This window comes from Streptomyces sp. SLBN-8D4, assembly GCF_049739545.1.
GTDB lineage: Bacteria > Actinomycetota > Actinomycetes > Streptomycetales > Streptomycetaceae > Streptomyces > Streptomyces canus_C.
Window position 1 is genome coordinate 318074 of sequence record NZ_JBMGQC010000001.1, and the last position, 14441, is coordinate 332514.

Below are 14441 nucleotides of genomic sequence, written 5' to 3' on the forward strand. Positions count from 1 at the left end.
GATCCACGACAGCGGGTGCTCCGTCACCCACCTCTTCGGCTGCGCCTGGAAGCCGCGCCGGCCAGGGTCTCTGCGGACGATCTCGGGCTCGCGCCCGAGGATCAGGCGGGTCCAGCCGACCAGACGGCCGGCGAAGCCCTGGTCTCCCCAGAACTTCCGCACATCCCGGTGGTCGAGGCGGGTCCACAGCAGTGGGTGCTCGGCACTATCGCGATCTTGATCCGGGTGCCGTCGCCGGCGGTCCCGTGGTGCTCGCTCGTTTTCGCGTCGGCCGGAATGTGCTGGGCCGTCCCCGCGCGCCGATGATCGGCTCCCATATGGCGCGGCGCGCTGCGACATCGCCTACGGCCGGTGGTGTGGCGTCCGCCATCGCGCCTGCCATAGGGGCCAGTGCCGCGGCGATTTTCGGGGCCCAAGCGGAGTGCCATGACCCTTCCTTTCGGCGGGGCTCGATGTCAGGCGGTGGGCGGGACGACTATGACCTTGCCGTGTACCGCGCCTTCGGCTGCGCGGGCGTGCAGCGTCGGCAGTTCGGCCAGCGGCAGCCGTTCGGCGATGGCGACGTGCAGCTCGCCGCGGTCGATCAGGGCCACCAGCTTCGCCAGTTGTTCGGCATCGCTGCGGACGAACAGGTCGATGCCCCGCACACCGCGCTCCTCGTCGGAGGGTGCGGGCATCCACACCGTCGTGTTGACCAGGACGCCGCCCGGGCGGACCGGCGCGACCAGCGCGGCCAGTTCGGCAGGGTCGACCGGTGCGAGGTTGAGCACGACGTCGACAGGCTCGGTCACCGCCGCGGTCACGCCGGTGGTGGTGTGGTCTATGACCTCGTCGGCGCCGGCGGACTTGACCGCCTCGCTGCTGCGCGGGCCGGCCGTGGCGATGACGTGGGCACCGGCATTCTTGGCCAACTGCACGGCGTAACCGCCGACCGCGCCGCCGGCGCCGTTGATCAGCACGCGTTGCCCGGCCGTCAGCTTGCCGTGGTCGAAGAGCGCCTGATACGCGGTCAGGCCCACCACCGGCAGCGCGGCGGCGTCGGCCAGGGGGACGCTCTTGGGCGCCGGGGTCAGGACGCCGGCCGGTGCGAGGACGTACTCCGCCGCGGCTCCGTTACCGTCCATCGGCAGAAAACCGATGACGTCGTCGCCGACCGCGATGCCGTCGACGCCCTCACCCAGCGCGTCGACCGTACCGGCGACGTCGAGGCCGGGGGTGTGGGGCAGTTCCACCGGGATGGGGCCGCGCATGAAGCCGCCGCGGATGTTGCCGTCGACGGAGTTGAACGAGGTCGCGGCGACGCGGATCCGGACCTCACCGACTCCGGGCACGGGCTGCTCCACGTCCTCGTAGCGCAGGACGTCGGGGTCGCCGTACTCGTGGAAACGTACTGCCTTCATTTCGGTTCTCACCTTCACTGCGATCGGCATTGCTTCGAATTCGAAGCAACTGTTGATGACGGTACATCTGCTTCGAATTCGAAGCAAGTGGTTTCGGTCCCTGCCGGTGCGAGCGCATCGCGGCGGCGAGTTCGGCGGCGGCTTGGCCGATGCGGGCGCGCAGCCGCGCCGCGTCGCTCCGAGCTGTGGCGCGCCAGTCGGCGGGGCCCCGACGACGGTGGGCACGGGGTCGGCGTGCACGTCGGTCAGGCGCGCGCGTGCACCACCGGCACGCCGGAGAGGACTCCGTCACCGAGAACAGCGAAGAACGAGTCGAACACCTCGCTCGGGGACGCGGTGAGCACCGGGGTCGCCACCGCAAGCCCGTCGGCCGCCAGGACCGCCACGACCGCCTCCCTCAGATCGAGGTCGGCACGGCCGTGGGCGGAACGCCGAGCAGGGTCGTCCGTCAGCCGGTGCAACTCCAGCGCCTCCGCCTCGGCGCGCGCACCACCGGCTGCCCGTGACCGGCACACAGCCTCCGCGACGCAGTCCGCGAGCAGACGCGTCGGACGCGCGCAGCCCACTCCGGCGCTCACGACGGCCAAGGACACGGAGCTCCACGCGGTGGTGGTGCTCATCCCGGCATCGCGCTCATGGCTTCATCCCCGTGGCCGGGCTGTGGCGCCGTCACCGGGGAGGGCCGAGGACGACGTTGCCGGACAGTTCCGCGGCTTCGGCGAGCAGCTGCGGGGTGATCTCGAAGCCCTCCGGGCGTGGTTCACGAAGGTCGCGGCCCGCGTGGCGGAACATCTTCTCCAGCCCTCCAGGGGTCGAGATGAGCAGCAGGTCCGCTTTCTCGGAGGTGATGCGGTAGCCGTGCGGGATGCGCCGGGGCAGGAAGACGATGCCACCCTCCCGCAACTCGTGCTCCTCGTCGCCGGCCCACACCAGCGCCGAACCGGACAGGAGCAGGAAGACCTCGTCCTCCTTGTTGTGCACGTGGAACGGCGGCGCCTCGCCCTTGCTCACGTCAAAACGGCCGACAGTCAACTGCCCGCCGGTCGCCTCGGCGTCGAGCAGCACACTGAAGACGCTCCCGCCGATCCACTCGAGCTGCTGCTGGTCCTCACGTTGGGCGAGGTAGGGGATGCTCATGGCCGGTCCTCGGGATCCGTGGGCGGCGGCGCCGTCCTCCTTTCCGCAACCCTGCGCGGCACCACTGCCCGATCGCCATGTTCTACGGTGCTCAGTCGGGCCCAGCACTGCCCACACCGTGCACCCACCAGGTCACGACCTCGGGCGGCCAACGAGACCCTCGCGTCATCCCCAGGAGGTGGCTGGAACGGCGGCACTCCACACTCTTCGAATTCGAAGCAGTAGACTTCCGGTCATGCCTGACTCGCCGCCGTCGCTCGACCCTGTGCAGCTCGGCGCCTACTTCGATCTCGTCGAGGTGACCAGCCTGCTCCGGCATGCGGTCGAGCAGCAGCTGCGCGAGACCGGTGATCTCAGCTATGTGCAGTTCCAACTGCTGGCGCGCCTCGGAGACTCGCCGACGGGCAGCCACCGCATGACCGACCTGGCCGACGGCGTCGTCTACAGCCGCAGCGGCCTGACGTACCAAGTAGGTCTGCTGGAAAAGGAGGGACTGGTCGTCCGCGCCCCCTCGCCGGACGACGAGCGAAGCATCACCGTCACCATCACCGATGCCGGGCGCGAGCTGCTTGCGAAGGTGCTCCCGGGTCACATCGAGGTGGTCAGCGGCCTCCTGTTCGAGCCGCTGTCGCGCGACGACGTCAAGGCTCTCGCCGGCCTGCTGAAGCCGGTGCGCGACCACATGCGCTCGACACCGCCTCGCTCGGCCGCGTCTCGCCGCCGCAGAGGTGGAGCGTAGGGCGACCGTACAAGCCGGGTCCACGATCACCATCCCGGCCATCGTGCCGCCCAACTACCGCAAGCCTCGGGTGCGCCGGCCCGCATGCTGCGCAGGAGCGCCCCCGTCGGCCGGCACGCGTACTTCTGCGCATCGGGGATGTCGTCGCGGGCAAGGACGCGCCGCCGACGCACCTCGGAGCACGAGCTCGCTGAACGTCGCCACCGCACCCCCGAGTTGGCCTCGGCCTACCGAAGGAGCCGGGCTCCGTAGTGACTGTCCCGCCATGCTGTTTCCATGAGAATGGGTCTACTGAGAGGAGCTTGGATTGGGAGCGGTGGGTCTGGCGGGCCGGCTGGCGGAGGCTCGAGCCGGTGCGCTGGTGGGCAGGGAGCCGGAGCAGGCGGTGCTCGACCGGATGCTGTCGGATGCGGCGGACGCTCCGCTCGTCGCGTACATTCACGGTCCCGGCGGCATCGGCAAGTCCTCTCTGGTGCGCTACGCCGCCCGGCAGGCCGAGCTCACCGGCCGCCGTGTGGTGCACGTGGACGGACGGTTCCTCGACTCCGATCCGCGCCGACTCGAGGAGGCCGCCGCTCCGGCGTGCACCGAGCCCGGCACAGTGCTGCTCATCGACACCTTCGAGCGGTGTCAGCCCCTGGAGGCGTGGCTGCGCGAGACCTTCCTGCTGCGGCTCGCCGACCATGCGATCGTCGTTGTGGCCAGCAGAGTCGCGCCCGACGCCGAATGGTCGCTGGACCCTGGATGGGCGCAGCTGTTCACTGCACTGGCCGTGCGGCCGCTGGACGCCGCCCAGTCCCACACCCTGCTCGCCACGCGGGGGGTCCCCGCCGAGCAGCGCGAAGCCTTCGTCGCCTTCGCCGGAGGCAGCCCGCTCGCCCTCTCCCTGGCCGCCTCCGTGCCCCCGGCCGCACCCGGCGCACCGTGGGAGCCGACCGGCGACGTTCTGACGACCCTGGTCGAGCGGCTCGTGGGCGACCTGCCCAGCGTCGTCCACCGGCGCGCGCTCGAGGTCGTCGCGCAGGCCTACGTCACTCGCGAGCCCCTGCTGCGCGCGGTGCTGGGTGACGAGGACACCGACACGGTGTTCTCCTGGCTGCGTCAACTCCCCTACATCGAGGCCACTCCCGAAGGGCTGCATCCGCACGACGCGGTGCGGTCGACCCTCGCAGCCGACCTGCGCTGGCGGGACCCCGAGCGCTACGACGACGTCCGCGTCCGCATCTCGCTCGCGGGCCTGCAGGCCGTACGCGGCGCTGCCGAGGACGACGCGCTGCTGCGGGTCGCGGAGTGGATGTTCCTCTTCCGGAACCAGGGCGGACCGGACGATCTCTACAACTACCGCACGCACCCGCACATCGAAGACATCCCGCTCCGGGCCGAAGACGTGCCCGGCGTGCTGCGCATAGCCGAGGAAGCGGAGGGACCGGCATCGGCGGCAGCGGTCGCGCACTGGGTGCGCCGGCAGCCGGAGGCCTTTCGCGTCCTCCGCCTTGCGGGCTCCTCCGCACCCGTGTCATTCATGGCCATTCTGCGGCTGGACTCGCCCCTGCCCGAGGACCGCGCCGAGGACCCGGTGATCGCAGCAGTCTGGGATTTCGTAGAGGCGGCCGCTCCCCTGCGGCCGGGCGAACACCTGGGCATCCGCCGCTTCGCGGTGCAATCCGGCGGGCACCAGCGACCCTCGCCCCTGATAGAGCTCATCAGCCGTCGCGCCATCGGCGAGGAGATGAGGATCCACGGACGCGCGGTGACCTTCACCGTCTTCGAAGACGCCGACCGCTGGGGGCGCTACCTCGCCGAGGCCGGGATGCCGGAGGTCGCGGCGGTGGACGTCGGCGGGCGGAGACAGCACGTCTTCGGCCGGGACTGGCGACGGCAGCCGGTGGAGCAGTGGGTTCGACACCGGGCACGCGCGGCGGTCACGCCCGTACCCTTATGGCCCGCAACTGCCGGCACGAGTGGCTCGGACGATGAGTCGGCGCGCGCCGAGTTCGCGGAGGGCGTGCTCGAGGCGCTGCGCACCTGGCACACCCCCCGCGCATTCGCGACCAGTGTCCTGCTGCACTCCCATCTCGTGCCGCCGGGCTCACCCGACCCGGCCGCCGACCTGCGGGCCGCCATCATCACCGCCCTGGACGCACTGCAGATCGACCCCGCGGGCGTCAAGGCACACGAGGCTCTCACCGCCACCTACATCACGGCCTCCCGTACCCACAAGGCCGCCGCCCGACGACTGGGGGTGCCCTACGGCACCTACCGGCGCCACCTCGCCGTGGCAAAGGAACGCCTCGTCGAACAACTGCTGCGGCAACCAGCCACGACGTCCACGCCGACCCCGCCGCACTCCTGACACCGGCTGACGGATCACCGTGTCCAGTAGCGGATGTTGCGGAAGCGGGCCTCCGCGCGGCCGGAACCGTGGTTGTACACGCCGTTCTTGAAGTAGCGGGTGGCGGGGCCCCGGTCGTCGACGGTCAGGACGAGGGAGTCGTCGAAGTAGACCTTGACGGTGCCGGTCCCGGTCGTCGCATGGTGGGCGATCTTCACGTTGAACCAGGTGTCGTACGCCCCCGTCTTGAGCACGGTGCCGTCGTAGCGGCGTACGGTGCCACCGTTGGCCTTGTAGATGTTGAGCATGATGTCGGTGGCCGGAGTGCCCGAGGGGTGGACGCTCCGCAGGATCTGGACGAAGGACGCCCCGTCGGTGCCGGACGGGAGGTAGACGTCGGCGTCCCACATACGGTCGCCCGTGGTGTAGTCGACCTTCCAGCGCATCTCGGTGCGCGGGTCTGTGGAGCTCCCCTCCTGGAACGGCTGGTCGGTGGCGTACACCCACATGCGGTCGACGCCGCCGCTGTAGCTGTGCCGGTCGCTGAGGTCGAGGTTCCAGGGCTTCTGCCAGCTGTAGGCGAACGAGGTCCTGGTCCAGCCGTCGGTGGGGGAAGCGTCGGGCACGGCGGGTGCCGTGGCGGCGAGCGCGGCGGACGGCAGGGCGAGCGCGGCGCTGCCGGCCAGCAGACCGGCACCGGTCCGTAAGACGGATCTTCTGTTCATGGCGTGTCCCTTTCCGAAGCAGTGAGCGGAGTGGAGCGGTTGATCACGTCGGTCATCGCCTGGGGTCCCACGGATCAGTCCGGCAGCCCCCAGGGCTTTGCGTCACCGGCGGCCGGCACATCCCGCGGACGCAGGTCCGGGTGAGTACCGCGGGGCAGGACGACGGCTGTTTCGTGCCGGTCGAGGGGGATCTCGATGCGACCGGGCACCGTCTCCCGGTACCGCAGCCGCCGCCCGCGTTCGTCCCGTACGTCGATGGCACCGTCGATGCCGTGGTCCAGAACGAGCGGTGCGCCGGCCTCGCTGTGCACGCGCACCCATCGGGTACGGCCACCTGATCGGTCGGCGTCGACGAGGAACGCGCCCTGGGTGCGCAGGGCCTGGACCGACACGTCGGTCCAGCGCCGTGACACCGAGGGGAGGATCCGTACGACGCCACCGTGGCTCTGCACGACCATGTCGAGTACGGACTGGGCCGCGGTCAGGGGGCTCTCGAGGGCCAGGTTCCCGCCTTCCACGTACATGGTGTTCGCGGTCATCCACGCGTTCTTGATGACGTTGCCGTCGGTGAAGAAGGTGAGGAAGTCGAGGGCCTCTTCGGGGCGTTGCATCAGCGAGGCCATCGAGGAGGCGGCGGCGTAGCTGTAACCGGCCCACAGGCTCCGGTCCTTGACCCAGTGGTCGAAGGTGGTCCGCATGGTGTCCCGGTCGGAGGGGCGGTCCCAGTCCAGCTCGTGCAGGGGGAAGAGCCACAGCATGTGCGAGAAGTGCCGGTGGGACTCGGTGAGCGGCTTCCCGGCGCCGATCATGACGCCGGTCTCGTCACGCGGGTAGTCCACCAGTCGCTGAAGGATCTCGCGCCAGCGCCCGGCGCGCGGATGGTCCGTACGGAGAACGCGCAGGCAGTCGAGGAGGGTGGCGCAGCCCCAGCGGATCAGGGACAGGTCGTAGGTGCAGTCGGTGGCGTCCGCCCACTCGGGCGACCGGGTGAGCGGCAGGTGCAGCTTGCCGTCGCTGCCCTCGTACAGGAAGTGGTCGTAGAAGTTCACCGCCTTCACGAGGATCGGGTAGAGGACGTCGCGCACGATCGTCACGTCCATGGTGTGGCGGTAGCTGAGCCAGACGTTGTGCATGGCCCAGATGAGGTTGCCGTTGTTGTCGGTCTTCGTCGCGGTGCCGGGGATGCCGACCGTCTTGGCTCCGGGGCGCAGCATCCAGTCCGAGGGGTGGGCGAGGGCGTAGGTGGCGCCGTCCTGGTACTCCGGCGGGACGGACAGCGGCAGGTACTTCTCGAAGTTCTTGAAGGTGGAGGTGACGGAGTCGAGTTCGGGGTGACCGGATCCCTGGATCAGCCAGGTGGCGATCTGTACGTTGAGGTTCCACCAGACGGCGCTCCAACTGCCGCCGGTCTCCGGGTACCACGGTCCCCACTCGGACATCGAGGGCCCGCCGGCCCGGGTGGCGCAGGCGGCCTTGTAGAGCTGGATCCAGTAGAAGTGCTGCATGCGTTTGTCCGGTACCGAGACCAGGCTGCGCCGGTAGAAGCGGTGCCACCAGGCGCGGTGGACGCGCACCAGCTCGTCCGGGTCCGCGGAGAGCGTGCGCGCTACGTCGGCTACGGCCCGCTCCGTCGTGCGTGACAGGTCCTCGGGGAAGCCGTAGACGATGTGCGCGGCCAGCAACCTGCCGCTGCCGACGCGCCGTTCACGCCAGGCGGTGGTCCATCCGCCGCCCGCGATCAGCGGCTGTTCGACGTAGTGGGTGGTGCCGGCGGATCCGGTGCGGGGGTCGGGGTTGCCCGTGTAGTCCGCGGGTTTGTCCTTCTCACGGGGTGAAATGGCGGGCAGCCACGTGAACGACCAGGCCGCGGTCTCCTCGCCGGCACTGGGCCGGGTGGAAATCAGCAGCGCGGTACGGGCGTTGTGCACCAGCATCGAGAAGCGGACACTGCCGCGGGTGGTGGTGACGGTGCCGCGCAACTCCGCGTCCCAGATGTCCAGGGTCCAGTCGACTCCGGACACCTCACCGGCGAGAGTGAGGTCGAAATGGCCTATGGGCAGCCGGGAGAAGCCGTAGGGAGCGCGCCACTGCGGTCGCTGGTCCTGCACTTGACTGTGGCTGACCATGACCTTGACGGAGTTGGCCGTCGCACCTCGGTAGACCTGCAACCCGAGGAGACCGTTGCCGAGGAAGGGGCCGTCCTTCCAGTCGCCGGGCATCCGCCGCCAGCGCAGAGCTGCGGCCCTGACCATGCGTTCGTGTACATCCTCCGCCCCGGCGGGCTCCCGGGGCACCGCCCAGGCGGTGCCGGAACCCGTTGCCCAGCCGCCGGCGGCTACCGCGGCTGCAGTGCCGATCACACCTCTTCGAGAAATCCCGTCCCCTGTTGGCGCGGTCACCTGACTGCCTCCCATTTCTGGTTTCTGGTTGTGGACTCGGATTCGGCGGGGGCCGGGCAGCGGAGTTCCGTGTCCCACTGCCCGACCGGTAGGCGGGGATCAGGGTCTGATGGTCAGCCAGTCGAGTGCGGAGACCCGGCCCGTGCCCTTCGCCACCAGGTAGAGGCCGTGGGTGCCGGTGACCTCGCGCCTCAGGGTCACGGTCTGCTCCTGCCAGGTGCCGGTGCCCGTGACGGGCACTACCGCGGCCACCGGACCGTCCGGTGTGCCCAGGCGCAGTTGGAGCGAGCAGCCCTGGGCGCAGGTGGAGTTGAGGCGCACGGTGAGGTGCTTTCCGTGAAGGTTCGCCGTACGGAAGCCCACCCAGTCGCCGGAGCCGAGGACGCCGGTGGCTGCCGTACCGCGCTGTACTCCTCGTGCGGAGGTCGCCTGTTCGGCCTGGAGGGTCGAGGCGGCGTCGGGCGCGTCGCCGTACAGCCGGATGTCGTTGACGACCCAGGGCACCGGTCCGCTCGCGGTGAGGGTGATCCGCACGTAGCGCACGGTGGTCTGCCGGGGGAACACCGCGTCCTGGGTGAAGGAGCGGCCGGAGACCCGGTCGAGCGGTTCGCCCCAGTGCGTTCCGTCGCGGCTGACGGAGACCGAGAAGCCGTACGGCTGGCCGCTTGTGTCGCGGCCCGCGTCGAGGGAGAGCCGGCCGAAGGTCTTGCTCTCACCCAGGTCGACGGTCAGGTACCGGCCCGCGGCTTGGGGAGCCGCGCCCGTCCAGCGGGTGTTGATGTCTCCGTCGGTGACGGCGGACGCGTTGGTGCCGTCGCTCGCCGTGGCCGTCCAGTTGCCGTGCCGCACTCGCAGTCGGCAGCCCGGCAGATCGCAGCCGGTCGACCAGACGGGCGCGCCGTACTCGTAGGCGCCCTGGTCGGGAGCCGTGCCCTGGACGTCGGTGGTGATGCCGTCGATCGTTTCGCCCGCGTCGATGGCGGGTGAGCCGGGTGTCAGCCACAGTTCGCCGTTGAGGGCGTCCGTGTAGCCGGGCTTGTCGCTGATCAGGTTGGAGCGGACGACGGGCAGTGGGTTGCCGGTCTGTGTCGCGGTGACCGGCTTGGGTCCGATGATGTTGCTGAGGTAGGAGCCGGACGCGTCGGTGGCGCCGCCGAGGGCGGACGAGGCGACGTTGATGCCCACGCCGTAACTGGAGTTGTGGTCCTCGTTGGCGATGCTGGGACCGGTGTGGCCGTTGAAGAAGACGCCCCGGCTGCCGGTGTTCCAGGCGACGTTGTGGTGCAGCCGGAAGTGCCCGGAGTAGTTGTCGACGTAGTAGCCGTTCTGGCCGTCGGCGTCGTGCGCCGTGTTGTGGTCGATGGAGGTGCCGGAGGCGTTCAGGCTGCAGCAGACGTAGAAGGGGGAGCCGTCGCGGGAGGTGCGCATCGCTTCGGAGATGTCGTTGTAGGCGATGCGGTTGTCGTGGAACTCGGTGCCGTTGAGCTGCCAGGCGGTGTCGATGGCCGCTCGCCCGGTGCGCCGGATCGTGTTGTGGGTGACCGTGTGGCCGTTGCCGTTGATCTCGATGCCGGGGGTGTAGCTGCCCATCCAGCCGACGTCGTGGATGTAGTTGTCGGTGACGGTGTTGCCGGTGCCGCGGACGAGGACGCCGTTTCCGGCCGACTGGCTGATCTCGCTGTCCTTGAGGGTGTTGCCGGTGCCGAGGATCTGGACGCCCGAGTCGAGGATGCGGGAGGCGACGATGTGCCCCTCGAACGGCGGGATCGCGAGATCACTGTCCGGCGGCATGGGCAGGGTGGAGAACTCGGAGATGTACGTGGCGTGCAGCCGATCGACCACAACTCCCTTGCTTGAAGGGCCCGTTCGCAGGGAGGTGCCCCGCAGGTTCAGGCCGCGCACGGTGACGTACGAGCTGTGGCTCAGGTCCACGCCCCACAACCGGTGCTTGGCGGTCACCGTGTGACCGGCGATCCCGCCCTTCGGGGGCACCAGGTAGAGCCGGTGCGCGGTCTCGTCGTAGTACCACTCCCCCGGCTGGTCGAGGGCGGCCTTCGACCCGACGAGGTAGTAGTTGCGGTAGGTCTGGTTGCCCATGCACAGCGGAGGGCAGCGGTAGTTGCCGCCCTTGAAGTCCATTTGACCCGGTGCGGTGGCGGTGACCGTGCCGGTCTGCTGGGCCCAGGGGTTGGAGCCGGCCCACAGGTGCACGGTGGCGCCGGTCCAGTCGGCGTCGGGCAGGTCGGTGTCGTCGATGTGCTGATCGGTGGAGGTGGTATCGGCCTCGGCCCAGGTGGTGTTCAGCGGATCGGGTCCCGAGTTGGGCCAACGGCCCTCTGCCGCACGGGAGTTGTCGAGGAACACCGCGTTGAAGTCGGGGTCGGGCGGCAGGTCGGTGTCAGCGGAGATCAGTCCGTCTCCGACGTCCTTCCAGCCGGTCACCCGCTCTGTCCCGTCGACAGTCACCGGGCCGTCGCCGTAGGCCGCGAGGGTGATCGGGGCGCCCTCGTCGCCGGAGGGCGGGGTGAGCTGTTCGCGGTAGGTGCCGCGGTGGATCAGGCAGGTGTCGCCGGGGCGTACGCGTTCGAGGCAGGCGCCGATCGTACGCAGCGGGCTCGCCTGCGTGCCGTGCGCGTGGTCGTTGCCCTGGGGGGCGACGTGGTACGTGTGGCCTGGCTGCGCCGCCTGCGCCTGGACCGGGAAGGTCAGCAGCGCGGTCACGGCGGCCAGTGCGGACAGGTGTCTGAGTCTCATGTCCCGTCTCCAGTCGTCGGGGGTGCCGGAGGTGTTGGGGGTCTTGGAGGTGCCGGGGGCCTCGAAGCCGCCGGGGGTGACGAGGGCGTCAGGCGTGACGAGGGTGCCGGGGGCGACGAAGGCGTGGGGGATGCCGAGGACGTCCGGGATGCCGACGGCACCGGGGGTGCGGAGCGCGACCGGGGTGTCGGAGGCGTCGAGGGATCCGTCGGGGGTGGGGAAAGTGCCCCGGGTGCCGCAGACGTCGAGGGAGCTGCCGGGGATGCGCACAGCGACCCGGACCCCGCAGACGTCAAGGGAGCAGAAACGGAAAGCGCCCCGGGTCCCGCAGGCGTCGAGGGCGCCGAAAGCGCCGGGGCTGTCGGGGGTTGCCGCCAGGCCGTCTCGGCCTCGGGTCCCGCGGGCGCGCCCAGCACGGCGCAGCGCAACCAGTGCTCGCCCGGCGGGAGGTGTCCGGTCAGCATGGGCAGCGCGGTGCGCCGGGCCAGGACGTTCGTGCCGGGCAGGCAGTCGACGACCTCGCCCTCGCGCAGGCCGTCCAGGTCGCGGAGGCCGGTGAGTCCGGCCGGGGCCGACACCTTGGCGTGGCCGGGCCCCGTCTCGGGTTCCGTGCCGGCGTCCCGGTCGACGGCGAAGGCGCCCTCGGCGGTGTGCAGCGTGCGGCCGGTGCGGATGCGGTGGGTGCGCAGGTGCCAGGGCGGGGCGGCCGTAAGCCAGGTGGTGATCTCGACGTCGGGCCAGGGTCGCCAGGTGCTGCCGATCGTGTCGGCGGTGGTCTGCGGGGCGACGGGCTCCTCGCGCACCCGGTAATGCGCTCCCCCGTCGTCGCTCAGTGCCAGCATGGAGTCGTGAGCGCCCTGTTCCAGGCCGAGCGTGCCGCCTGGGAGACTGAAGCCGAAGCGGGTCGAGTAGGCGAACTTGGCGTACTTCTCGGCCCCGTGCCGCACCCAGGGATGGTGCTGGCGGCCGGCGAGCAGGGTGACGTCACCGGACGCGCGCATCAGCACCGCCCCCGCGTGCGGCTGGGTACTGACGGCGGGCGACGCGGGCGGGGGCTCCTCGGCCGCCGTCCAGAACGCGTGGTCCCTGGGCAGCGCGAGGGGCTGGAACGCCTTCAGTGACCAGTACGGCGAACCCGGCGCGTTGTACTGCTCGGCGAGGGCGGGCTGCGGATAGCCGTAGCCGATGGACAGCAGCCCGTCCGGTCCGGTCACGGACCGGTCGCGCCACCAACGCAGATGGCGCAGCAGATATCCCTTGACGACACCCCAGGGCAGCAGGTCGACTCCCGCGAAGGGCAGCGCGCCCCAGAAGGCGGCCTGGGCCCAGCGGTAGGTGAGGCTGCGGCCGTACGGGACGGCGGCGCCGTCGTCCGCGAACCAGTGCACGAAGTCGCCGGCGAAGCCTGCGGCCCGCTCCTTGAAGCGGTCACCTCCGGTGAGCGTTTCGTACAGCAGCCCGTAGAAGTGCATCGCCCAGGGCACGTAGTAGTCGCGTCGCTCGGTGGGGCCGTCGGCGTACCAGCCGTCGCCGAGCCAGAACGAGTGCAGGCGTTCGAGGCGTGCGGTGATCAGCGAGTGGTCGTAGGACGCTTGGACCCGGTCGAGACCGAGGCTGACCAGCACGGGGAAGAAGTGCCAGTTGTTGTCGGGGGTCTCGCGGGGCAGCGCGCTGCGCAACCACCGGGCGAGCCGGTCCCGTTCGCGGCCGCTCAGCGGGTCCCACCACTGCTCGGGGGCGAGCGCCAGCGCGAATCCGATCGCTGCCATCTCCACGATGCGCTGGTCGCGGTCGCCCGGCTCGCCCCAGTACTCGGGGTGCGCGGGGTCGCTGCCGTGCGCGAGGCCCCGGGCCCATAGTTCCCCGTCCGGTACGGCATTCCCGCCTGCCGCGAGTGGGGCCAGGCCCCACAACGGCCGGGCGAACGCCTCCAGTTCGGCCGCGGTGTCGTCGTGGATGGCGGTGTTCACGCCGAGTCGTACGCGAGCTCGGCCGACGCTGAAGTGCGGGATGAGAGGTCGCACCAAATCCCGTACCTGCGCGGCGAGTTCCGTGTACGCGTCTGCTTCGGTCAGGGGATCCATCAGCCTTTCTCCGCCCCGGCCAGCAGCCCGGTCCGCAGGAAGCGCTGGGCGAGGATGAATCCGATCAGCAGCGGCGCGCACGCCACGAGTCCGGCCAGTGCCGCCTCCGGCTGGTGGATGTCCAGGTCGGCGAAGCCGCTGGAGTTGTTGACCGCGCCCGTGGACTGCAGCAGGGACATCAGACCAAGCTGGAGGGTGAAGGTGCGGTCGTCGGAGAGCATTACGAAGGGCAGGAAGAAGTCGGTCCAGCAGCGGACGAAGCCGAAGAAGGCGATCAGCGCGATCGCCGGCCGGGCCAGGGGCAGCGCGACCGACCAGAAGAGGCGCAGCTCGCTCGCCCCGTCCACGCGTGCGGCGTCCAGCAGGCTGTCGGGCAGGTTCGCCTGGAAGTGCAGGAAGGCGAGGTAGACGCCGAAGGGGTAGAAGGACAGCGGAAGGATCACCGACCAGACCGTGCCGGTGAGGCCGAGGGCCGACATCTCCAGGTAGAGCGGCAGGACCAGCGCCGCCGGGGGCATGATCATCGTCACCACCGAGAGGGTGAGCAGCACACGGCGGCCTGCGAAGTCGCGTTTGGCGAGCACATAGCCCGCGGGCACACAGAGCAGCAGGGCGAGCGCCACACTGGACGCCGCGTAGATGACGGAGTTGCCGATCCACAGGGTGATCTCGCCGTCGTTGTACGACGTCAGGTGCGACCAGGCCTCGCCGACCTGGCCCAGCGAGCCGAAGTCGAGCGGCGAGCCGGTGGTCAGGTCGTCGGCCGTGCGCGTGGGAGCGAGCAGCAGCCACAGCAGGGGCAGTCCGAAGAAGGCGGCCGCGCCGAGCAGGAACAGGGCGCGGGCGCCGCGCGACACAGCGGTCATCGCCT

General features: G+C 70.4%; 10 protein-coding genes. 2 read left to right on the top strand and 8 right to left on the bottom strand.

The genetic code is table 11. The features are described 5' to 3' along the window. Window positions 1-455: 455 nt before the first annotated feature. The 3 genes from RKD20_RS01475 to RKD20_RS01485 form a co-directional block, all read right to left on the bottom strand. Window positions 456-1400 (bottom strand): NADP-dependent oxidoreductase, encoded by a 945-nt coding sequence (locus RKD20_RS01475; protein ID WP_424875999.1) that lies wholly within the window; start codon window positions 1398-1400, stop codon window positions 456-458. Between the two features lie 245 nt (window positions 1401-1645). Continuing rightward, entirely contained in the window at window positions 1646-2020 is a 375-nt protein-coding gene (locus RKD20_RS01480; protein WP_424876000.1) for a hypothetical protein, read from the bottom strand. A 49-nt stretch (window positions 2021-2069) separates the two neighbouring features. Next, window positions 2070-2537 (bottom strand): cupin domain-containing protein, encoded by a 468-nt coding sequence (locus RKD20_RS01485; protein ID WP_424876001.1) that lies wholly within the window; start codon window positions 2535-2537, stop codon window positions 2070-2072. 235 nt (window positions 2538-2772) lie between these two features. Here RKD20_RS01485 and RKD20_RS01490 point away from each other — a divergent pair, with 235 nt between their 5' ends. Then, window positions 2773-3276 carry a MarR family winged helix-turn-helix transcriptional regulator gene (locus RKD20_RS01490; protein WP_424876002.1) on the top strand — a complete coding sequence of 168 codons (504 nt, stop codon included), beginning with the start codon at window positions 2773-2775 and terminating at the stop codon, window positions 3274-3276. A 316-nt stretch (window positions 3277-3592) separates the two neighbouring features. Continuing rightward, entirely contained in the window at window positions 3593-5629 is a 2037-nt protein-coding gene (locus RKD20_RS01495) for an ATP-binding protein (protein WP_424883116.1), read from the top strand. Window positions 5630-5643: 14 nt separating this feature from the next. Here the strand turns inward: RKD20_RS01495 and RKD20_RS01500 are convergent, their stop codons facing one another. The 5 genes from RKD20_RS01500 to RKD20_RS01520 form a co-directional block, all read right to left on the bottom strand. Then, complete coding sequence (locus tag RKD20_RS01500; RefSeq protein WP_424876003.1) at window positions 5644-6333, bottom strand: polysaccharide lyase family 7 protein; 690 nt, start codon at window positions 6331-6333, stop codon at window positions 5644-5646. Between the two features lie 74 nt (window positions 6334-6407). Beyond that, the gene (locus tag RKD20_RS01505; protein ID WP_424876004.1) at window positions 6408-8585 is read right to left on the bottom strand and encodes a glycosyl hydrolase family 95 catalytic domain-containing protein; all 2178 of its coding nucleotides are present in this window, start codon (window positions 8583-8585) and stop codon (window positions 6408-6410) included. A 246-nt stretch (window positions 8586-8831) separates the two neighbouring features. After that, complete coding sequence (locus tag RKD20_RS01510) at window positions 8832-11486, bottom strand: discoidin domain-containing protein (protein WP_424883117.1); 2655 nt, start codon at window positions 11484-11486, stop codon at window positions 8832-8834. Continuing rightward, window positions 11483-13570: a DUF2264 domain-containing protein gene (locus RKD20_RS01515; protein WP_424876005.1), complete on the bottom strand. Its 2088-nt coding sequence runs from the start codon at window positions 13568-13570 to the stop codon at window positions 11483-11485. The genes RKD20_RS01510 and RKD20_RS01515 overlap by 4 nt, the downstream gene beginning before the upstream one ends. Continuing rightward, the gene (locus RKD20_RS01520) at window positions 13570-14436 is read right to left on the bottom strand and encodes a carbohydrate ABC transporter permease (RefSeq protein WP_424876006.1); all 867 of its coding nucleotides are present in this window, start codon (window positions 14434-14436) and stop codon (window positions 13570-13572) included. Before RKD20_RS01520 ends, RKD20_RS01515 begins: the two co-directional genes overlap by 1 nt. Between the last annotated feature and the right edge of the window lie 5 nt (window positions 14437-14441).